Annotated in this window: 18 protein-coding genes; 6 read left to right on the top strand and 12 right to left on the bottom strand. The window is 73.3% G+C overall.

Annotated elements, in window-relative coordinates; all coding sequences use genetic code 11:
* The first annotated feature begins 134 nt into the window (after window positions 1-134).
* The 3 genes from ABT263_RS06455 (at window position 135) to ABT263_RS06445 (ending at window position 3421) form a co-directional block, all read left to right on the top strand.
* The gene (locus ABT263_RS06455; RefSeq protein WP_352288185.1) at window positions 135-1472 is read left to right on the top strand and encodes a hypothetical protein; all 1338 of its coding nucleotides are present in this window, start codon (window positions 135-137) and stop codon (window positions 1470-1472) included.
* Window positions 1473-1623: 151 nt separating this feature from the next.
* A complete protein-coding gene (locus ABT263_RS06450; RefSeq protein WP_352288377.1) occupies window positions 1624-2853 on the top strand; it encodes a TerD family protein in 1230 nt (409 codons plus the stop codon).
* Between the two features lie 79 nt (window positions 2854-2932).
* Window positions 2933-3421: a GNAT family N-acetyltransferase gene (locus ABT263_RS06445; protein ID WP_352288182.1), complete on the top strand. Its 489-nt coding sequence runs from the start codon at window positions 2933-2935 to the stop codon at window positions 3419-3421.
* Between the two features lie 18 nt (window positions 3422-3439).
* On the opposite strand, the gene ABT263_RS06440 is transcribed toward ABT263_RS06445, so the two are convergent.
* The 3 genes from ABT263_RS06440 to pruA form a co-directional block, all read right to left on the bottom strand.
* Complete coding sequence (locus ABT263_RS06440; RefSeq protein WP_352288374.1) at window positions 3440-4132, bottom strand: RraA family protein; 693 nt, start codon at window positions 4130-4132, stop codon at window positions 3440-3442.
* A gap of 136 nt (window positions 4133-4268) precedes the next feature.
* Entirely contained in the window at window positions 4269-5198 is a 930-nt protein-coding gene (locus ABT263_RS06435) for a proline dehydrogenase family protein (protein WP_352288180.1), read from the bottom strand.
* A gap of 125 nt (window positions 5199-5323) precedes the next feature.
* Window positions 5324-6952 carry an L-glutamate gamma-semialdehyde dehydrogenase gene (gene pruA, locus ABT263_RS06430; RefSeq protein WP_352288177.1) on the bottom strand — a complete coding sequence of 543 codons (1629 nt, stop codon included), beginning with the start codon at window positions 6950-6952 and terminating at the stop codon, window positions 5324-5326.
* Between the two features lie 347 nt (window positions 6953-7299).
* Between pruA and ABT263_RS06425 the strand changes: the two genes are divergently transcribed.
* Window positions 7300-8901, top strand: coding sequence for a PucR family transcriptional regulator (locus tag ABT263_RS06425; RefSeq protein WP_352288175.1), 1602 nt, complete (start codon window positions 7300-7302; stop codon window positions 8899-8901).
* Between the two features lie 130 nt (window positions 8902-9031).
* Here ABT263_RS06425 and ABT263_RS06420 read toward each other — a convergent pair whose 3' ends face one another.
* Entirely contained in the window at window positions 9032-10513 is a 1482-nt protein-coding gene (locus ABT263_RS06420) for an alkaline phosphatase PhoX (RefSeq protein WP_352288172.1), read from the bottom strand.
* A gap of 339 nt (window positions 10514-10852) precedes the next feature.
* On the bottom strand, window positions 10853-11998 hold the full coding sequence (locus tag ABT263_RS06415; RefSeq protein ID WP_352288169.1) for a hypothetical protein: 1146 nt from the start codon (window positions 11996-11998) through the stop codon (window positions 10853-10855).
* 223 nt (window positions 11999-12221) lie between these two features.
* Here ABT263_RS06415 and ABT263_RS06410 point away from each other — a divergent pair, with 223 nt between their 5' ends.
* On the top strand, window positions 12222-12665 hold the full coding sequence (locus ABT263_RS06410) for a VOC family protein (RefSeq protein ID WP_329490036.1): 444 nt from the start codon (window positions 12222-12224) through the stop codon (window positions 12663-12665).
* Window positions 12666-12717: 52 nt separating this feature from the next.
* Here ABT263_RS06410 and ABT263_RS06405 read toward each other — a convergent pair whose 3' ends face one another.
* Window positions 12718-14388 (bottom strand): hypothetical protein, encoded by a 1671-nt coding sequence (locus ABT263_RS06405; protein WP_352288167.1) that lies wholly within the window; start codon window positions 14386-14388, stop codon window positions 12718-12720.
* 366 nt (window positions 14389-14754) lie between these two features.
* Here ABT263_RS06405 and ABT263_RS06400 point away from each other — a divergent pair, with 366 nt between their 5' ends.
* On the top strand, window positions 14755-16086 hold the full coding sequence (locus ABT263_RS06400; protein WP_352288165.1) for an MFS transporter: 1332 nt from the start codon (window positions 14755-14757) through the stop codon (window positions 16084-16086).
* Between the two features lie 58 nt (window positions 16087-16144).
* Here the strand turns inward: ABT263_RS06400 and ABT263_RS06395 are convergent, their stop codons facing one another.
* From ABT263_RS06395 to ABT263_RS06370, 6 genes are all read right to left on the bottom strand, one after another.
* The gene (locus tag ABT263_RS06395) at window positions 16145-16804 is read right to left on the bottom strand and encodes a Uma2 family endonuclease (protein WP_352288162.1); all 660 of its coding nucleotides are present in this window, start codon (window positions 16802-16804) and stop codon (window positions 16145-16147) included.
* 123 nt (window positions 16805-16927) lie between these two features.
* Window positions 16928-17308, bottom strand: coding sequence for a metal-sulfur cluster assembly factor (locus ABT263_RS06390; protein WP_329490032.1), 381 nt, complete (start codon window positions 17306-17308; stop codon window positions 16928-16930).
* 22 nt (window positions 17309-17330) lie between these two features.
* Window positions 17331-17792, bottom strand: coding sequence for a Fe-S cluster assembly sulfur transfer protein SufU (sufU, locus tag ABT263_RS06385; protein ID WP_329490031.1), 462 nt, complete (start codon window positions 17790-17792; stop codon window positions 17331-17333).
* A gap of 16 nt (window positions 17793-17808) precedes the next feature.
* Window positions 17809-19092: a cysteine desulfurase gene (locus ABT263_RS06380; protein WP_502885766.1), complete on the bottom strand. Its 1284-nt coding sequence runs from the start codon at window positions 19090-19092 to the stop codon at window positions 17809-17811.
* Entirely contained in the window at window positions 19092-19856 is a 765-nt protein-coding gene (gene sufC / locus ABT263_RS06375; RefSeq protein ID WP_352288160.1) for a Fe-S cluster assembly ATPase SufC, read from the bottom strand. The genes ABT263_RS06380 and sufC overlap by 1 nt, the downstream gene beginning before the upstream one ends.
* A 6-nt stretch (window positions 19857-19862) precedes the next feature.
* Entirely contained in the window at window positions 19863-20180 is a 318-nt protein-coding gene (locus ABT263_RS06370) for a bifunctional 3-phenylpropionate/cinnamic acid dioxygenase ferredoxin subunit (protein WP_352288157.1), read from the bottom strand.
* Window positions 20181-20182: the final 2 nt, after the last annotated feature.

Raw genomic sequence — 20182 nt, 5'->3', positions numbered from 1 at the left:
GCGGACCCGCACGAGCGACCCCGGCCGAACCCGGGCGAACCGGCGGCAGTCCGCCCATGACGGCGATTCGGGCCTGTCGGCAGCGCATGGGAGAATGCGGCGACTCAGCGACGGCTTCGGGGAGGGAGGGTCGGGTGGCTCTGCGCGAGGAGATCGGGCCGGACGCGCGGCACGAGCGCGACCTGCCGCGCGAGCGGCACGGCCGGCACGGCCGGCCCAAGCCGTTCGGGGGCCGGCTCCGGCTGCCCACCCTGCGGTTCTCCGGCGCCGCGATGGCGATGTCCACCGTGGTCGGCATCAGCATCGCCACCACCTGGCTGCTCCACGAGCAGCAGGGCGTCGGGCGCCGCGCCGGAGTGGCCCAGGTCGGGTCCAGCCCGCCGCCCACCCCCGGCGCCGACCGGGCCGACGCCGCCTCCGCGCCCGACTCCTCGCAGGCGCCGGCCGCGCCGCTGCCGTCCGGGCGCCCCTCCGTCCGCCCCGCCGGCCCCGCCACGTCCGAGTCGCACGCCTCGCACCCGCCCGTCTCCGGCGTCCCGGCACCCCGCTCGCCCGCCCCGGGCTCGGCCGTGCCGCTCGCCGAGGGCCGGACCGGCGGCCGGAGCACCTCCGACACCCCGTCGACCCAGGCCCTCGGCCCCTTCCCGCAGAAAAACGGCCTGACCGCCGCCACCGCGCCGCCGCCCACCGACGGGCCGTCCCACCAGCGGCCCGAGCCCGTGGAGTCCGGCCAACCGCTCGCGGCCCGATCGCCCGAGCCGCCCAAGCCGCTCGCCCCCGCGCCCGGCGCGCCCGGCGCGCCCGGCGTCCGACCGCCCGCCGACCCCACCGACGGCTGGACCGGCCTGCCGCCCGGCGCCCAGGACCCGACCACCGTCCCCAAGGACCCGGCCGGCGGTACCGCCCCGGGCCCGGGCGACCCCGACGGCACGGCCGACCACGCGCTCACCGGCGCCGCACTGGTCCAGTCGCTCGGCCGCGACGGCACCCGGCACGTCCTCACCCTGACCGTCACCGAGCCGCTCACCGCGCTGCAGGCCGAACTCCGGCTCGCGCCGGACGCGGCGGCCCCGGGCGGTCCGGCACCGGACGCCACCGCCGCCACCTCCCCCTCCGGCACCGCCTGGACCGACCTGGCCGGCGCCGTGGTCACCACCCACCACGAACGCGGCACCCTGGTCTACCGCTTCACCACCCCGCCCGGCACCGACGTCACGCCCGGCCGCTACACCTTCGGTGTCCGGCACACCCGCCCGGCCGCGACGCCGGGCACCGAGGCACCCGCCACCGGCGCGCCCACCACCGGCGTCCCCGGTGCCGCGCCCGCACCGGCCGCACCGGGGCGCGGGGAGAGCGCGCCCACCGGCCCCGGCAAGGCCGCCCCGGCCGAGAGCTGGAGCGCCTCGGCGTTCGGCATCCACCACCCGCGGGCCGTCGCCGCGCTGGGAGCGTTCGCCGTCGGACCGAGCTGACCGACCGTCCGACAACCCGACAGGTCACCGCCTTGATCGGGCTCGTCTCGACAACCCCGTTCGTTACTGTGGGTACCACTCGGCACGGCGCCCCGACTCGGGTCCCGCACGCCGTGCCACCGCATCCGAGGAGGAGTTCGTGTCCACGGTCCTGACCCAAGGCGGCAACGCCCCGCTGACCGCCGCGCGGGTGACCGTCGAGGTCACCGCACCCAAGGCGCTGGACGTCTCCGGCCTGCTGCTGACCGAGGCCGGAAAGGTCCGCTCGGACGCCGACTTCGTGTTCTTCAACGCCCCGCACGGCCCCGGTGTCACCCACCGCCCGGCCTCCGGCGGGACCCCGGACGCGATCACCATCGACACCGCCGCCGTCCCGGCCGGCATCACCAAGATCGTCGTCACGGCGAGCCCCGACGAGGCCGGCGCCACCTTCGCCGGCATCGAGCCGACCGCGACGGTCCGGGACGCCGACTCCGGCCAGGTCCTGGTCACCTTCACCCCTCCCCAGCTGGGCCGCGAGACCGCGCTGATCGTGGTCGAGGTCTACCAGCGCGGCGGCGCCTGGAAGGTCCGGGCGGTCGGCCAGGGCTACGCCAACGGCCTGGCCGGCATCGCCACCGACTTCGGCGTCACCGTGGAGGACGAGCCCGCCCCGGCGGCCGCCACCGCCGCCCCGGTCGCCCCGCCGGTCACCGCCCCGGCCCCGGCCCCGGCCCCGGCCCCGGTCGCCCCGCCGCTGCCGCAGAGCGCTCCCCCGATGCCGCCGGCCCCGCCCGCGGCGCCCGCCGCCCCGCCGGCCCTCACCAAGATCACCCTGGACAAGGGCCGGGTGAACCTCACCAAGGGCGGCTCGGTCTCCCTGGAGAAGAACGGCAAGCCCTTCCTCTCCTCCGTCCGAATGGGACTCGGCTGGGAGCCCGCCGGCCGCGGCCGCAACATCGACCTGGACGCCTCCTGCATCGCCTTCGACGCCAAGCGGGAGAAGCTGGACACCGCCTGGTTCATGAAGCTGGGGATCTTCAACGGCGCCGTCGCCCACTCCGGCGACAACCTCACGGGCGCGGGCGGCGGTGACGACGAGTCGATCACCGTCCACCTGGACGGCCTGCCGCCCGAGGTCTGCGGCCTGGTCTTCGTGGTCAACTCCTTCTCCGGCCAGAAGTTCACCGACGTCAAGAACGCCTACTGCCGCCTGGTGGACGCCGGTTCGGACCAGGAGCTGGTCCGTTTCGACCTCACCCAGTCCGAGCCGCACACCGGCGTGGTGATGTGCAAGCTGGTCCGCCAGTACTCCGGCGAGTGGGTGATGACCGCGATCGGCGAGTACGTGGACGCCAAGACCGCCCGCGCCATGGTCAAGCCCGCCGCCTCGATGCTCTGACCCCCCGGGTGCCCGGGCCCACCGCCCGGGCACCCGAAAACCGCTGGCCGGCGGCCGGTCGGCGTGCCATCCTGTCCGGATGTTGATCAGGGAAGCCACCCCCGAGGACTGGCCGTCCATCTGGCCGTTCTTCCACGTCATCGCCGCCGCGGGCGAGACGTTCACCTACCCGCTCGACCTGACCTTCGAGCAGGGCCGTGAGTGGTGGCTCCTCCCCGCCCCGAGCCGCACCGTGGTCGCGGTCGCCGAGGACGGCACCGTCCTCGGCAGCGCCAAGATGAACCGCAACCACCAGGGCAACGGCTCGCACATCGCGAGCGCCAGCTACATGGTCGACCCGGCGCACTCCGGCCGGGGCATCGGGCGCGCGCTCACCGAGTACACCCTGGACTGGGCGCGTGCGGCGGGCTACCGCGCCATGCAGTTCAACGCCGTGGTGGCGAGCAACGAGCGCGCGGTGGGGCTGTACCGGTCGCTCGGCTTCGAGATCCTGGGCACCCTCCCCGAGGGCTTCCGCCACCCCGTCCACGGGTACGTCGGCCTGCACGTCATGCACCGCGCGCTCTGAACTCCGGCCCGCCGCCCGCTACTCCTCGATCGCGCCGCCGACCCGTCGCAGGTGCTGGCGGAAGCTGTACGACGGATCGGCGGCCCGCCGCACCAGGTAGTCGTCGAACGCGGTCTGCCGGCGCAGCGTGTCGCCCGAGCGGATCCGCTCGGCCTGCGCGCGCTCCGTGCGCGCGATCCCGCCCGCCACCTCCAGCACCTCGTCGACCCGGGCGGCCGGCACGAACAGCACGCCGTCGGCGTCCCCGAACACCACGTCCCCGGCGCTCACCAGGTGCGTCCCGAACCGGGCGGTGACCAGCGCCTCCGGCTCCCGCTCGTCGAGCCGCAACGGGCCCAGCGGCAGCGCGCCGTAGCTGAACAGCGGCAGCCCGATCTCCACCAGCTCCGGCGTGTCCCGGTGCAGGCCCCACACCACCACCCCGGCCACCCCGGCGGCCTTCGCCTCCAGCACCGCGAGGTCCCCGACGCAGGCCTCGTCGACCCGCCCGCCGTTGTCGACGACCAGCACGTCCCCGGGCTCGGCCGCGCCGAACGCCTCCAGGAACACGTCCACGCTCCCGTAGTGCCGCACCGGCAGCACCCGCCCCGCGACCCGGCGCCCCGCCACCACCGGCCCGACCCCCGCCGGCGCCACCCGCAACCCCACCCCCACCCGCACGCACGCATCCGCCACCAACGGCGTCGACAACTCCGCGAAGGCCTTCAGCACCTCAACCACCTGCCCAACTCGACGCGACCCGACCACACTTCACCGCCCCCGATCCTAGGCCGCCCCGCCGCCCCCGACGACGGACGGCCCGCACCCCCCTTCCACAAGGGGTGCGGGCCGTCCGTACGGCAGGGCCTCAGCCGCGGGTCGCCATGGCCCGCAGGAAGAAGGTCAGGTTGGCCGGGCGCTCGGCGAGGCGGCGCATGAAGTAGCCGTACCACTCCTCGCCGTACGGCAGGTACACCCGCATGGTGTTGCCCTCGCCGGCCAGGCGCAGCTGCTCCTCGGGGCGGATGCCGAACAGCATCTGGTACTCGAAGGAGTCGCGCTCGCGGCCGTTCCACTGGGCGAGCTGGCCGGCGATCTTGATCATGTTGGGGTCGTGCGAGGCGATCATCGGGTAGCCCTCGCCGGCCATCAGGATCTTCAGCGCGCGGACGTAGGCGAGGTCCACCTCGTGCTTGCCCTGGAAGGCGACCGACTCGGGCTCCTTGTAGGCGCCCTTGCAGAGCCGCACGCGGGAACCGGGGCCGGAGAACTCGCGGCAGTCGGCCTCGGTGCGGCGCAGGTAGGCCTGGAGCACGACGCCCAGCCAGGGGAAGTCGGCCCGCAGCTCCCGCGCGATGGCGAGGGTGGAGTCCGTGGTGGTGTGGTCCTCCATGTCGAGGGTCACCGTGGTGCCCGCGTCGGCGGCCGCCTCGCAGATCCGGCGGGCGTTCTCCAGCGCGATCTTCTCGCCGTCCACCGGCAGGAACTGGCCGACGGCCGACAGCTTCACCGAGACCTCGGCGCCGGCCGCCAGGCCGGTGTCCTTGAGCGCGGCGAGCAGGTGCTCGTACGCCTCGGCGGTCCCGGCGGCCTGGGCGGCGTCCTTGGTGTCCTCACCGAGGTGGTCCAGGGTGACCTTGCGGCCGGTGGCGACCAGGTCGTCGCAGGCGGTGACGGCGTCGTCGAGGGCCTCGCCGGCGACGAACCGCTCGACTATCGCGTGGGTCGGCGGGAACTTCTCGACGACGGTGCGGACCTGCGGGGAGCGGGAGGCCGCGAGAAGGGCGGAACGGAGCATCGTGACTCCTGGAGCTGGTGCTTCTAAGGGTGGCAGAAGGAGGTGGCGGGGGCGGGCGGCCAGGGGGTGGGGCCGCCCGCCCCCGCGGGGACACCCGGCTGCGGGACCGGGCGTCGGCGGGGCACTCAGCCCATGTGCGGGTAGCGGTAGTCGGTCGGCGGGACGAAGGTCTCCTTGACCGAACGGGTCGAGGTCCAGCGCGCCAGGTTCTGCTTGGCGCCGGCCTTGTCGTTGGTCCCGGACGCCCGGCCGCCGCCGAAGGGCTGCTGGCCGACGACCGCGCCGGTCGGCTTGTCGTTGATGTAGAAGTTGCCGGCCGCGAACCGCAGCTTGTGCATCGCGTCCTGGGCGGCCGCGCGGTCCTGGGAGATGATCGAGCCGGTCAGGCCGTAGGGCGACACCGACTCCATCTGGGCCAGCATCTCCTCGTACTTCTCGTCCTCGTAGACGTGGACGGCGAGGATCGGGCCGAAGTACTCGTCCTTGAAGTACTCGCTCGCCGGGTCCGCGCAGACCAGCACGGTCGGGCGGACGAAGTAGCCCACCGAGTCGTCGTACGTGCCGCCGGCCAGCACCTCGACGGAGTCGTCCGCCCGGGCCCGGTCGATCGCGGCCTTGTTCTTGGCGAACGCGCGGTCGTCGATGACGGCCGACATGAAGTTCGACAGGTCGTTGACGTCGCCCATGGTGAGGCCCTCGACCTCGTCGCGGAAGGCGTCCTTGAGGCTGGCCCAGAGCGAGGCCGGGACGTAGGCGCGGGAGAGCGCCGAGCACTTCTGGCCCTGGAACTCGAAGGCGCCGCGGGTCATCGCGGTCTTCAGCACGGCCGGGTCGGCGGACGGGTGGGCGACCAGGAAGTCCTTGCCGCCGGTCTCGCCGACGATCCGCGGGTAGGTGCGGTAGCCGGAGATGTTCTCGCCGACGGTGCGCCACAGGTGCTGGAAGGTCGGGGTGGAGCCGGTGAAGTGGATGCCGGCCAGCGCCGGGTGCTTCAGCGCGACGGCGGAGACGTCCAGGCCGTCGCCGGTCACCATGTTGATGACGCCCTTGGGCAGCCCGGCCTCCTCCAGCAGCTGCATCAGCAGGTGCGCGGAGAACTGCTGGGTCGGGGAGGGCTTCCAGAGCACCACGTTGCCCATCAGCGCCGGCGCGGTCGGCAGGTTGCCGGCGATGGCGGTGAAGTTGAACGGGGTGATCGCGTAGACGAAGCCCTCCAGCGGGCGGTGGTCGCTGCGGTTCCAGACCCCGTCCGAGGAGATCGGCTGCTCGGCCAGGATCTGCCGGGCGAAGTGCACGTTGAAGCGCAGGAAGTCGACCAGCTCGCAGGGGGTGTCGATCTCGGCCTGCTGCGCGGTCTTGGACTGGCCGAGCATGGTGGCCGCGGCCAGCGTCTCGCGCCAGGGGCCGGCCAGCAGGTCGGCGGCCCGGAGGAAGATCGCGGCGCGCGAGTCGAAGGAGAGCGCCTGCCAGGCCGGAGCGGCGGCCAGGGCAGCGTCGATGGCGTCCTGCGCGTCGGCCTGGGTGGCGTTGCGCAGCGTTCCGAGCCTCGCCGCGTGGTTGTGCGGCTGGACGACGTGGATCTCGGTGCCGCCGCCGAGGCGGCGCTCACCGTTGATCGTCATGGTCAGCTGGACCGGCTCCTGGCCGCCCAGCTCCTTCAGCTTGGCCTCCAGGCGGGCCCGTTCGGGGCTGCCGGGGGCGTAGCTGTGGACCGGCTCGTTCACCGGCGCGGGGACCTGGGTCACAGCATCCATGAGCGCACGCTCTCCTTCGGTTCATGCGGGGGATGCCGACGCGGGTCGCACGTCGGCCACAGGACGAACGCTATTCCTGCACCGGGCTCCACTTGATTGGCCGGGCGGCTAAAGTCCCCCGTACGGCGTTGTCCGGCCCGACGAAGGGGTCACGGCGCGGTCACGGCCACCGCCGGGCGGGCCACCGGACCCGCCGGCCGCCGGCCGGGCCGCTCGCCCACTCCCGAGGCCTGTCCGCCCCGCTAAAATCGGCGGTACGCGATGGTCCGTTCGCACGATGCTCGACGGTCCGTTCGCACCATTCGCACTGATCCGCCCCGGTTCGCACGAGCGTGAAGGAGCCTCCGGTGTCGCAGCCCGCCGGCCTCCCGCTCCGTCAGCTGCTGATGTCCCTCGGCGAACCGCTGGTCGAGCTCCAGGCCGCCCCGCTGGGCCTGGACGTCGCGGTGCGCGACGTCGCGATCCTCGACCCGGAGGACCCTCCCACCGCCGCTCCCGGCGAACTCGTGCTCGCCATCGGTGCCCGGGGCCGGGCCGCGCTCCCCGCGCTGCGCGCGGCCGGCCGGGCCGGCGCCGCCGCGGTCGCGGTGAAGCTGGACGGCCCCGGCCAGGCCGACGCGCTGCGGGAGGCGGCCACCGAGGCGGGGGTGGCGCTGCTCTCGGTCCGCCGGGAGACCCGGTGGGAGCACCTGGACTCGCTCGCCCGGGCGATCATCGCCGGCCCGGACACCGCGGACGCCGCGGGCGCCCCCGAGCACAACGCGGGCGACCTCTTCTCGCTCGCCCAGACCGTCGCCGTGCTCACCCACGGCATCGTCTCGATCGAGGACACCTCCAGCCGGGTGCTGGCCTACTCCCGCTCCTCGGACTCCGACGAGGTGGACGACCTGCGCCGGCTCTCCATCCTCGGCTGGCAGGGCCCCGAGCCCTACCTCTCCAAGCTGCGCGAGTGGGGGATCTTCCAGCACCTGCGCACCTCGGACTCGGCCATCGCGGTGGACCCGCACCCGGAGCTGGGCCTGCGCCGGCGTCTGGCGATCGGCATCCGGACCGGCGCCCAGCCGCTCGGGACGATCTGGGTGCAGGAGGGCGCCCAGCCGCTGGCGCCGCTCGCCGAGCAGGCGCTGGTCGGCGCGGCCCGGGTGGCGGCGGCGCAGCTGGTCCGGCGGCGGCGGGAGCTGTCGGCGGACGTCCGGCTGACCCGCACCCTGCTCACCGGCCTGCTGGAGGGCTCGACCGGGCCGCAGTCGCTCGCCACCCATCTGGGCCTGGACCTGCGCCGGCCCGCCACCGTGCTGGCGTACAGCGCGCCGACCACCGAGGCGCTGACCCGCGCCGAGGTGACCGGCCTGATCTCGGTGCACACCGCCGCCCGCCACCGCAGCGCGCTGCTCGCCCCGATCGAGTCCCGGGTCTACGTGCTGCTGCCCGAGCTGCCGGCCGGCCTGCCGATGACGACGGTCCGCGACTGGGCGCTGGAGGTGGTGGAGGCGGCCCGGGACCACCTGGGCGTCCCGCTGCGGGCGGCGATCGGCTCCACGGTGGACGGCCTGGCCCAGGTGCCCGACTCCCGGGCGCAGGCGGACCGGATCCTGGACGCCATGGGCCGGGGCGGGGTGGACCTGGAGGTCGCCGCACTGATCGACGTCCAGGCGGAGGTCCTGGTCAGCGAGATGCTGGCCCTGCTGCAGGAGCGCTCGGGCCTGCGCGACCCGCGGCTGACCGCCCTGACCGCGTACGACCGCCGGCACGGCACCCGGCTCGCCGAGTCGGTGCTGGCCTGGCTGGACGCGCTGGGCGAGGTCCGGGTCGCGGCGGACGCCCTGCACATCCACCCCAACACCCTGCGGTACCGGGTGCGCCGGGCCGAGCAGCTCACCGGTGTCGACCTCGCGCAGCCGCAGCAGCGCCTGCTGGCCATGCTCCAGCTGCGCCTGCCGGAGGAGTGACGCCCGCGTCCCGGCACGACGCCCGCCTCCGGGGGCCCGGGCAAGCCGGACCGGGACAACACGATCGGGAAAGCACGATCGGGAAAGCCGGGAGGGCCCGCCGGAGCGGGCCCTCCCGGCCTCAGCCTGATCAGGCGCCGTAGCCCTGACCGCGCTTGTGCTCGTTCAGGCGGTGCCACGGGCCGGTGATGGCCAGCTGGATGCCCGGGGTCTGGATGTTGGCGAACAGCGTCTTGCCGTCGTCCGAGAAGGTGACGCCGGTGAACTCGCTGAACTCCGGCTTGTCGGCGGAGCCGATGTTGAGCTCGTTGCGGGCGATCGGGTAGGTCAGCCCGTCCTCGGTGGCACCGAACAGGTGCGAGACGCCCTCGCCGTCCTCGGCGATCACGATGCCGCCGTACGGCGAGACGGTGATGTTGTCCGGGCCGTCGAAGTTGTCGTGGTCGCCCCAGACGTCGGTGTTGACGCCGAGCAGCACCTTCAGGGTGATGGTGCGGCGGACGGGGTTGAAGAACCAGACCTGGCCGTCGTGCTGGAGCGGGCTCTCCGAGCGGGCGAAGCTGGAGACGAAGTAGAAGCCGCCGTCACCCCACCACATGCCCTCCAGCTTGCGGGCGCGGGTGACCTCGCCGTCCTTGAACTGCTTGCGGACGGAGACGGTCCTGGCGTCGCGGTCCTGGACCTTGACCCAGTCCACGCCGTAGGTGGTGCCGACCTTGGTGGCGCGCGACAGGTCGTCGATGAACTTGCCCTGCGCGTCGAAGACCTTGAAGGCCTCCAGCGTGCCGGCGTCGTCGGCGAGCTTGCGCAGCTGGTAGCGGCCGTGCTTGAAGCCGGCCGGCGGGGTCCAGCGGAACAGCAGCCCGTTGGGGTTCGAGGCGTCCTCGGTCAGGTAGACGTGGCCGCGCTTCGGGTCCACCACGACGGCCTCGTGCGCGTAACGGCCGAAGGCCTTCACGGGCTTGGGGTCGAGGTTGTACTCGTCGTCGAACGGGTCGACCTCGAAGATGTAGCCGTGGTCCTTGGTGAAGCCGTTCTTGCCGGCCCTGTCCTCGGTCTCCTCGCCGGACAGCCAGGTGCCCCACGGGCTCACGCCACCGGCGCAGTTGGTGGCGGTGCCGGCGATGCCGACCCACTGCTCGACCGTGCCGTTGCGCTTGGCGTGCACGATGGTGCAGCCGCCGGCCGCGCCCGGGTCGTAGACGTGGCCCTCGGTCAGCGGCACCGGGTACGCCCAGCCGGAGCGGGCGCCGCTCAGCTCGTGGTTGACGACCAGCAGGTTGCCGCCGCGCTCGTCCTCGAAGGCGGAGGTGCCGTCGTGGTTGCTGGGCGTGAACTCGCCGGTGCGCAGCTTGGTGACGCCCGCGCGGTTCACCACCTTGTAGCTGAAGCCCTTGGGCAGTGCGAGCAGGTTCTCCGGGTCCTTGACCAGCGCGCCGTAGCCGACCGCGGCACGCTCGGCGTCGGCGGTCGCGGCGTCCCGCACCTCGCCGCCGACCGGGGCGGCGATCGCGCCCGGGGCGCTGGCCAGCGCCTCGGCGCTACCGGCGATCAGCACGCCGGCCCCGACGAGGGTGGAACGGTTGACGAAGTCCCGACGGGACAGCGACATGTGAGTCACTCCTGAGAGGTGGGGCGCCGACCGGAGCGGAGCCCGGTACGAGGCGTGCGAGGTGTCGAGGTAGCTCGTCGACGCCTGCAGACTCCGCCGGTGTGATGAACGCCCGGTGAAGCGGACACCGCGTCCGGGTGTTCATTTGCCGACCGTATTCGAATCCATGACCCGTTCTTTGCCCCGTGCACCGCAGGTCACGGCCGCGCCGCAGAACAGAACCGCGGAACAGCGCCACCGAACAGCCACGGAACAGCGCCATCGAACAGCCGCGGAAACGGAGCCGGAGAACAGGCGCGGAACGGAGCGGCACCCCGCACGACGGTCCGTCGGCGGCGCTCACCGCCCCGCGCGGGCCGCCCGCCACTGCTCCCAGGCCGCGAGCCAGAGCTGCTCGCCGATCCGCTCCTCCTCCCAGCCGTCGCCCGCCGCGCCGGCACCGTCCGCCCGGTCCCGCCAGAGCTGCTCCCAGGCACGCTGCGCGGGCAGGCTCGCCACCTCGCTGGCGAAGACCGTGTAGCGGATGACCTCCTCGACCGCGGCCACCCCCTCCACCGTGCCGACCACCCACTGGGTCTGCCGGGACAGCCGGTTGAGGTGGTTGACCATCGCCGTGACCGCCGCGACCGCCTCCTCCCGGCTCTCCGAGCCGAGCCGCATCTGCTGGCGGACCGCGGCCTCCCAGCGCAGCGCGCCGGTCTCGCCGCGCAGCCCGCGCGGCAGCCGCGGCGTGCGCCCGGCCCGGACCTGCGCCTCGATCGCCGCGGACTCGGCGATGCCGTGCTCGATCACCGCCCGGTGCGCCTCCAGCCCGACCGTCGGCGGGAGTTCGCGCTCCTCGACCGGGACGTACCGGGCCCGGCGGGCGGCGAGGCCGCGCAGCAGCGCAGTCCGGCCGCGCAGATGCCGCTCGACGTCCTGGATCGGGGCCAGTTCGAGGCTGCCCGGCACCACGCCGCGCCCGCAGACCGTGACGGTCAGCCCGTCCACCCGGAACCGGCCCGCCCAGACCGGGCCGGCACCGGGGGTGGCGCCGCGGCCGGGCAGCGGGGCGTCCGGCCGGTCCCAGGGGTCGCGCAGGTCCTCGTGGACCTCCACCGCGCACGGCTCGCCGTCCACGGTGATCCACTCACGCAGCGCCCGGACCCGGCCGGGGCAGTCGCCCTCGTCGACGCCGAGCTGCTCGTAGACCCGGTCGCGCTCGTCCTCGACCACGTCCTCCAGCTCGGGCAGCGCGCCCGGCCGGTCGGCCCCGGGACGGTAGGTGCGCACGGTGACGTACGGGCCGTCGGCGGAGGTCCAGTCGCCGGAGCAGACCTCGACCCAGGACAGCCGGCCGTCACAGGTCTCGAACGCGGTCAGCGCGTCACCGCCCGGGTCGGCGCCGCGCACGACGCCGTACACCGGGAAGCCGGCCGCGGCCAGGGTGCGGCGGGAGAACTCCTCCTGGTCGGTGAAGCGGTCCTCCGGTCCGCACGGGTCCATCCACCGCGCGCCGTCCCCCCGGAGACCGTCCTGCCTGCCACCGCTCTCCCGCGTCATCCCGCGCCGCACCCCCGTGTCCTCGCCGCCCGCACACCGCCTGCGGGACACGATACGTGGCCCGACCTGCCGGGTCATCAGCTCCTTTGCCCCGCCGGACGGATCGCCACCCGCGCCGTCGTGTCAGGACGCGCGTTTGTCAGTGCCGCTTCCTACGCTGTCGGGCATGACAGCAACCCAGGACTTTCCCGCCCGCATCAGCATCGTCACCCTCGGGGTGACCGATCTCGACCGCAGCGCCCGGTTCTACGAGGACCTCGGGTGGCGCCGTTCGTCGGTCTCCAGCCCGGAGATCGTCTGGTTCCGCACCGCCGACTCGGTGCTGGGCCTCTTCCCGACCGACGAGCTGGCCGCCGACGCCGGGGTCCCCGCCCTCGGCGAGCCGTCGTTCCGGGGCGTCACCCTCGCGGTGAACCTGGAGTCGACCGAGCGCGTGGACGCCGCCCTGCGGACGGCCGTCGAGGCGGGCGCCACGGTGGTCAAGCCCCCGACCGCGACCAGCTGGGGCGGCTACTCGGGCTACTTCGAGGACCCGGACGGCCACCTGTGGGAGCTGGCCCACAACCCGTTCTTCCCGTTCACCGCGGAGGGCTCACTGGACCTGCCGTGACCGGCCGGGCATCCCGCCCCGGCCGGCCCGGCCCCGCACGCCCCCTGGGCCCTCAGCTCTTCGAACGCGCCTTGAAGGCCGCCTTGCGGGCCTCCTTGGCCACCGTCCGGTCGAGGTGCAGCTCGCCGACCGCCTCCAGCACGTCCGCCGTGTAGGGGTGGTCGACCCGCCAGAGCTCGCCGAAGTAGCTCGCCGGGTTGCCGGTCACCGGCAGGTCGGCGATCAGCTCGCGAAGCAGTTCGGCGTCGCCGCCGGTGTCGAGCAGCTGGGCGGCGAAGGTGTCGATCACCGTCCACAGCGCCATCCCCCGCTCCGGCGCGGGCACATCGGTGGCGCCGAGATCCACCAGCCAGGCCCGCGCGGCCCCGCCCAGCTCCGGGTCGTCCAGCACCTCCCGGACGGCGGGCTCGGCGGGCCGGCCGATCATGCCCAGCGCCAGCCGGCTGAGCATCCGGCGCATCGGGGCGTACGCGTCGTTGCCGCGCGACGCCGCGAGCAGCTCGCGGGCCGCGTCCACCGGCTCCCGGCCGGTCACCCAGACCTGCAGCTCCTCCTCGGGCAGCACGTTGGCGGCCTCGCAGATCCCGCGCAGCAGCTCGGCGGCGTCCCCCTGGGCCAGCTCGCCGACCAGCGGCGCGTCGTAGCCGTCCTCCAGCAGCCACTGCCGGATGCCGTACTGGCCGAGCGGGGTGAGCCGGACCAGGCCGAAGCGGGCCGACTCCTCCTCGTCCAGCGGCTCGTCGCCGACCCCGCCGCCGAGGGGCTCCTGCCCCTCCTCCTCGTCGAACAGCTCCGGGTCGATCGGGCGGTAGTCCAGCACGCCGAGTTCGGCGAGGTCGTTCAGCATCGGGTCCAGCGCGACCATCACATCGGTGATGTCGCCGAGCAGCTCCTCGCTCGGCTCCTCGCCCTCCGGGACGACCAGCAGCGCGGCCAGCACGCCCAGCGGCACGGTCTCGGTGCCCGGGTCGGCGAAGGCGGTCGTCTCGTAGAGCACCTGGAGCGCCTCGTCGAGCAGCTCGGCGGCCTCCTCCCGGGCCTCCTCGACCCGCGCCAGCCGCTCCTCGTCGTCGTCATCCTCCGACTCCGGCTCCGGCTCCGCCGCGGCCCCGGCGCGCTCGGCCGCCTCCTCGGCGGCCTCCTCCTCCGGCAGCGAGTCGGCCTCCACGGCCAGCTCCCGGACGATCCCGGCGGCGGTCAGCCAGAGCTCCAGGACGGTCTCCGCGTCCCCCCGCTCGGCCGGCTCCAGGTCCGGCCCGGGAATGGCCACGTGCTCACCGGCGGCGGTGGTGCCGATCTCGATGAGGTCCAGGTCGCAGGCCAGCGACCAGGCCCGCATCGCCTCGACCACGGCCTCCTCCGGCGCCTCCCCCTGCTCGGGCGCGAGGCCGAGCAGCCGGGCGGCGGGCGCCCGGTCCGGACCGGTGAGGTCGCCGAACTCGTCCACCTCCCGGTGCGGGGCCGTCCAGCGGGCCAGCTTCAGCGCGTACCCGAACATCGGCACGGCCTTCGCCTGGTCGGCCAGCTCGGACTCGGCCGGCAGCCGGACCGGCGGCACCAGCACGGCGGCGTCGTCCAGGTCTTCGTCGTCCAGCCCGTGCGCGGCGAACGCCCCATAGAGGTCCTGCAGCTCCAGGTCGGCGGGCAGCACAGCGCCGACCGCCCCCTCGTCCGGCGCACCCGCCGACGAAGCCCCAGCGTTCTTACGACGTCGTCCGGCCATTGTCGCGCGTTCTCCCTACAGCCAGCGGTCGGCCGATCCGTTCCGGCCGCAGTGGATCAGCTCCCTGTGCCGGTCCACTACCTCAGCGTATAGGCCGGGCACCCCCGATGCCCGGCCTCCAGGGGCGCGCGCCGCAACCGTGCGCCCACCCCTTATCCTTCGAATCGGCACCGTGCACACCCCGCGCGGGCCACCGGGCAACGAAGCCCCTCCACCCTCCTCGCCCGGCTCCGGGACGGAGGGTCCCATGCTCACCCGCTCCACCAGGAAGTCCCCGCACCGAGGCCACCACCACAGCGCCACCGGACGGGCGCGCCGGCACACCCCGCCGACCTTGGTGGCGCCCGGCCACAGGAGACCCCTGCCATGGCGGACCTCTCCCCTGCCGGCTCCGGCCTGCGCACCGCGCAGTTCGACGGACGCCGACTGTCGGAGGCCCTGCTTCCCCTGGAGCTCGCCCCGCGCGCCCAGCTCCAGCTCGCCGCGATCAGCCGATGGAACGCGCTCCGCGGCGTCCGCGTCGGCCTCGTCGCCGGCGCCCTCCTCCTCATGCTGATCGGTGCCAACCTGGCCACGCCGATCTACCCGCTGCTCCAGCAGCGGCTCTCGCTGACCGCGCTCGACACCACGATCCTCTTCACGGTGTACGTGTTCGCGCTGGTCCCGGTGCTCGCCGCGGTCGGCCACTGGTCCGACCACCTCGGCCGGCGCGCGCTGATCCTGCCCGCCGTGGCCCTGGCCGCCGCCGGGGACGTCGTCTTCGCCACCTCGGGCAGCTTCTGGCAGCTCGCCCTCGGCCGCGCCGTCCAGGGCGTCGCGGTGGGCCTGTCCACCGGCGCCGCCGGAGCCGCCCTCGGCGACCTGCTGCCCGACCACCCCACGCTGGCGGCCAAGCTCACCCTGGCCTGTTCGGCGGGCGGCGTGGCGATCGGCCCGGTGGTCGGCGCCCTGCTGGCCGGCGGCTCCGACCCGCTGATGACGCCCTTCCTGCTGCACGCCGTCGCCCTGCTCGCGCTCTGCGTGCCGCTCGCCCTGGTCCACCCCCGGATGCCCGGCCGCAGCCGCCCGCCGGCCTCCCCGCCGCGCATCACCACCCCGGCGCACCTGCGCCCCCAGCGCCTCGCCCTGCCGTCCACCGGCCGCCGGGCGTTCCTGCTGGCCTCGGCCGCCGGGTTCATCTCCTACGCGGTCTTCGGCGTCTACCTCAGCCTGGCCCCGGCCTTCTCCGCCAAGCTGCTGCACACCGACTCCCGGCTGACCGGCGCCGTGGTGGCCGCGCTGCTGCTCGGCTCCTCCGCCGTGGCCCAGCTGCTCGTCCCGCCGACCGCCGACCGGCTGGTCATCGCCCTCGGCATGACCGGTCTGGCGACCGGCCTCGGCCTGGTCGTCACCGCCCAGTACACCGGCACACCGGCGCTGCTGTTCATCGGCAGCGTCCTCGGCGGCTCCTGCCAGGGGGTCGCCTTCCGCTCGCTGTTCACCGGCGCGGTGGCCGCGATGAACCCGGAACGCCGGGGCTCCGAGCTCAGCTCCCTCTGGGTCATCGTCTACCTCGGCAGCTCGCTGCCGATCGTCGGCGTCGGCGCCCTCGTCCAGCGCTACGGCCTGCTCCCGGCCACCAGCGGCTTCGTCGGCCTCGCCGCCGTCCTCTGCGTCGCCCTGGCCGTCGCCGTCGCCCGCCGGCCCCGCACCGCCTGACCGACGGGAACGCCGCTGCCCGGTACGGATCCCGTACCGGGCAGCGGCCTTCCCGGACCTACTCCGCCCAGGGCTTCCAGGTCTCCGTGGAGACCTCGAACCCGAACGGCTCCGGCAGCCGCAGCGGCTCACCGAACTTCCACTCGCCGAGCACCCGGTAGCTCCCCTCGCCCCGGTCCGGCTCACCGAACAGGGTGATGCCGGGCTGCCGCGGGTCACGGTCGACCAGGAGGTAGTACGGCACGCCGGTCCGCGCGCACCCGCTCCACTTGGTGGGCTTGAGCCGACGGCCGAGCAGCGGACGGCGGTCGTCGCGGGCGTTGGACGGCGAGGTCACCTCGATCGCCAGGTCGAGGTCCTGCGGCTGCAGGAAGAGCACGTCCTCCGCCCTGCTCCTGGCATCGGTGTCCTGGTGGACGACCACCATGTCGGGGACGTAGCCGTCGCCGATCTCCACCAGGTCGAGGTTGACGGTTTGCACGGCCCGCCAGGGGAAGGCCGCATCCAGCACTCTGGCGGACAGCACCGCCTCCTGGATGTCCGTAAGAATCCCCGCGTGCAGGTACACAGGGGCCGGTGACACGACGAACTCCCCTCCGATCACCTCGACCCGTGTGCCGTCGTCCGGGATGCGCAGGTACGCCTCCAGCTCTCCCCGGACCCACATGGCATACGGCGAGGCGGGCAACGTCCAGTGCCCGATCGCTTCCACAGCCATCCCGTCGCTCCCTTCGCGGTCGCGGCACCAGCGTGGCCGCCCGCTCGCAGATATACCACTGCCGCGCGAATGATTCCCCCGAAGGAGAGACTCGCGCGGCAGCGGGTTGACGCAGGACGTCCGTCAGACGTTGAAGCCGAGGGCGCGGAGCTGCTCGCGGCCGTCGTCGGTGATCTTGTCCGGGCCCCACGGCGGCATCCAGACCCAGTTGATGCGCAGGTCCTGGACGAGGCCGTCGGTGGCGGTCTTCGCCTGGTCCTCGATGACGTCGGTCAGCGGGCAGGCCGCCGAGGTGAGCGTCATGTCGATGGTGGCCACGTCGGACTCGTCGATGTGGATGCCGTAGATCAGGCCCAGGTTGACGACGTCGATGCCCAGCTCGGGGTCGACGACGTCCATCAGGGCCTCGGTCAGGTCCTCGACGGAGACGGTGCCGGCGGTGGTGCCGACGATGACGGTCGGACCCTCCTCAGCGGAAGGGGCGGGCGTCTCGGTGTCACTCATGTGTCTGTCCTCCTCTTCTGCTTCAGTCGTTCAGGTCGTGCACGGCGGGCTGCTCGGCCAGGGCCTTGGCGGTGGCGTCCTTCCAGGCCATCCAGCTGAGCAGCGCGCACTTGACCCGGGCCGGGTACTTGGAGACGCCGGCGAACGCGACCGCGTCCTCCAGCACCTCCTCGTCCCCCTCGCCCTGGCCCTTGCTCTGCATCAGCTCCAGGAAGGCCTCCTGGACGGCCTGCGCCTCGCCGACGGTCTTGCCGACCACCAGGTCGTTCAGCACCGAGGCGCTGGCCTGGCTGATGGAACAGCCCTGCGACTCGTACGAGACGTCCACGACCGTGGCCCCGTCGAGCCGCACCCGCAGGGTGATCTCGTCCCCGCAGGTCGGGTTGACGTGGTGCACCTCGGCGTCGCCGTCCCGCAGCCCCTTGCCGTGCGGGTTGCGGTAGTGGTCCAGGATGATGTCCTGGTACATCGAGTCGAGCTTCATGTCGTGGGCCGTCCCGTCAGCCGAAGAAGTTCCGGACGTGGTGCAGGCCGTCGATCAGGGCGTCGACCTCGCCCGGCGTCGAGTACAGGTAGAACGACGCCCGCGTGGTCGCGGGAATTCCGTACCGCAGGCAGACCGGCCGCGCGCAGTGGTGGCCGACGCGCACGGCGATGCCCTGCTCGTCGAGCACCTGGCCCACGTCGTGCGGGTGGATGTCGCCCAGCGTGAAGGAGATCGCGGCGCCCCGGTCCACGGCCGTGCGCGGACCGATGATCCGCAGGTCCGGGACCTCCAGCAGCCGCTCCACCGCGTACGCGGTGATGGCGTGCTCGTGCGCGGCGATCCGGTCCATGCCGATGTTCGACAGGTAGTCGATGGCCGCGCCGAGCCCGACCGCCTGGGCGATCGGCGGGGTGCCGGCCTCGAACTTGTGCGGCGCCGGGGCGTAGGTGGACGAGCCCATGGTGACGGTCTCGATCATCTCGCCGCCGCCGAGGAACGGCGGGAGGTCCTCCAGCAGCTCCTGGCGGCCCCAGAGCACGCCGATGCCGGTCGGGGCGAGCATCTTGTGGCCGGTGAAGGCGACGAAGTCGGCCTCCAGCGCCTGCACGTCCAGCACCATGTGCGGCGCGGCCTGCGAGGCGTCGATGACGACCAGCGCACCGACGTCCTGGGCCTTGCGCACGATGGCCTCGACCGGGTTCACCGTGCCGAGCAGGTTGGAGACCAGGGTGAACGAGACGACCTTGGTCCTCTCGGTGATCAGCTCGTCGATGTTGGACAGGTCGAGCCGGCCCTCGTCGGTCAGCCCGAACCACTTCAGCTTCGCGCCGGTGCGCTGCGAGAGCAGCTGCCACGGGACGATGTTGGAGTGGTGCTCCATCTCCGTGATGACGATCTCGGAGTCGGCGTCCACCCGGTACGGCTCGTCCGCCCAGGTCAGCATGTTGGCGACCAGGTTGAGCGACTCCGAGGCGTTCTTGGTGAAGACCACCTCGTTGCGGCTCGGCGCGTTGACGAAGGCCGCGACCTTGTCACGGGCGCCCTCGTACAGCGCCGTGGCCTCCTCGGCGAGGACGTGGACGCCGCGGTGCACGTTGGCGTTGTGCCGCTCGTAGTAGGCGTTCAGCGCCTCCAGCACCTGGCGCGGCTTCTGCGAGGTGGCGGCGTTGTCCAGGTAGACCAGGGGCTTGTCGTCGTGCAGCAGGCGCTGCAGGACGGGGAAGTCCTTGCGGATCGCGTCGGTGTCGAGCAGACCCGGCAGGCCCGTGGCGGGGCCACTCGTCTCGGGGGTATGGATCACTCGGAAGCGCCACCCTTCACGTAGGACTCGTAGCCCTCTTCCTCCAGCTTGTCGGCGAGCTCGGCGCCGCCGGACTCGACGATGCGGCCGGCCGAGAAGACGTGGACGTGGTCGGGCTTGATGTAGCGCAGGATGCGGGTGTAGTGGGTCACCAGCAGGGTGCCGACCTCGCCGGTCGAGCGGACCCGGTTGATGCCCTCGGAGACGACCCGCAGCGCGTCGACGTCCAGACCGGAGTCGGTCTCGTCGAGGATCGCGATCTTCGGCTTGAGGAGCTCCAGCTGGAGGATCTCGTGGCGCTTCTTCTCACCGCCGGAGAAGCCCTCGTTGACGTTGCGCTCGGCGAAGGCCGGGTCCATCTGGAGGGCCGCCATCGCCGCCTTGACCTCCTTGACCCAGAGCCGCAGCTTCGGGGCCTCGCCGCGGACGGCGGTGGCGGCGGTGCGCAGGAAGTTGGAGACCGAGACGCCGGGGACCTCGACCGGGTACTGCATGGCCAGGAAGACACCGGCCCGGGCCCGCTCGTCGACGGACATCTCCAGGACGTCCTCGCCGTCCAGCAGCACCGAGCCACTGGTGACGGTGTACTTGGGGTGTCCCGCCAGCGAGTACGCCAGGGTCGACTTGCCGGAGCCGTTCGGACCCATGATCGCGTGGGTCTCGCCCTGCTTCACGGTCAGGTCGACGCCCTTCAGGATCTCCCGGGGGCCGTTCTCCGCCTCGACGGTGACGTGCAGGTCGCGGATTTCAAGGGTTGCCATATGTACTCAGGACTCCTGGTTGACGGAGACGAGCACATCGTCCCCTTCGATCTTTACGGGGTAGACAGCGACCGGCTTGGTGGCGGGCAGTCCGGAGGGCTTGCCGGTGCGCAGGTCGAAGCTGGAGCCGTGCAGCCAGCACTCGATCATGCAGTCCTCGACCTCGCCCTCGGACAGCGAGACGTTCGCGTGCGAGCAGGTGTCGTTGATCGCGAACACCCCCTCGTCGGTGCGGACGACGGAGACGGGCACGCCGTTGAGGTCGACGCGCCGGGGCACGTCCTCCTGGAGCTCGCTCAGCGCGCAGGCACGGAGAAAACTCATCG

Origin of the sequence: Kitasatospora sp. NPDC001603, assembly GCF_040298365.1 — a bacterium.
Taxonomy (GTDB): Bacteria; Actinomycetota; Actinomycetes; order Streptomycetales; family Streptomycetaceae; genus Kitasatospora.
This window is presented reverse-complemented; position numbering and strand designations above follow the sequence as displayed.

Coding starts and splice junctions, on each gene's coding strand:
- ABT263_RS06400 (WP_352288165.1), top strand. CDS start 14,755: ATGGCGGACCTCTCCCCTGCCGGCTCCGGCCTGCGCACCGCGCAGTTC.
- ABT263_RS06390 (WP_329490032.1), bottom strand. CDS start 17,308: ATGAGTGACACCGAGACGCCCGCCCCTTCCGCTGAGGAGGGTCCGACC.
- pruA (WP_352288177.1), bottom strand. CDS start 6,952: ATGGATGCTGTGACCCAGGTCCCCGCGCCGGTGAACGAGCCGGTCCAC.
- ABT263_RS06415 (WP_352288169.1), bottom strand. CDS start 11,998: ATGGACCCGTGCGGACCGGAGGACCGCTTCACCGACCAGGAGGAGTTC.
- ABT263_RS06405 (WP_352288167.1), bottom strand. CDS start 14,388: ATGGCCGGACGACGTCGTAAGAACGCTGGGGCTTCGTCGGCGGGTGCG.
- ABT263_RS06395 (WP_352288162.1), bottom strand. CDS start 16,804: ATGGCTGTGGAAGCGATCGGGCACTGGACGTTGCCCGCCTCGCCGTAT.
- ABT263_RS06370 (WP_352288157.1), bottom strand. CDS start 20,180: ATGAGTTTTCTCCGTGCCTGCGCGCTGAGCGAGCTCCAGGAGGACGTG.
- ABT263_RS06445 (WP_352288182.1), top strand. CDS start 2,933: ATGTTGATCAGGGAAGCCACCCCCGAGGACTGGCCGTCCATCTGGCCG.
- sufC (WP_352288160.1), bottom strand. CDS start 19,856: ATGGCAACCCTTGAAATCCGCGACCTGCACGTCACCGTCGAGGCGGAG.
- ABT263_RS06410 (WP_329490036.1), top strand. CDS start 12,222: ATGACAGCAACCCAGGACTTTCCCGCCCGCATCAGCATCGTCACCCTC.
- sufU (WP_329490031.1), bottom strand. CDS start 17,792: ATGAAGCTCGACTCGATGTACCAGGACATCATCCTGGACCACTACCGC.
- ABT263_RS06435 (WP_352288180.1), bottom strand. CDS start 5,198: ATGCTCCGTTCCGCCCTTCTCGCGGCCTCCCGCTCCCCGCAGGTCCGC.
- ABT263_RS06420 (WP_352288172.1), bottom strand. CDS start 10,513: ATGTCGCTGTCCCGTCGGGACTTCGTCAACCGTTCCACCCTCGTCGGG.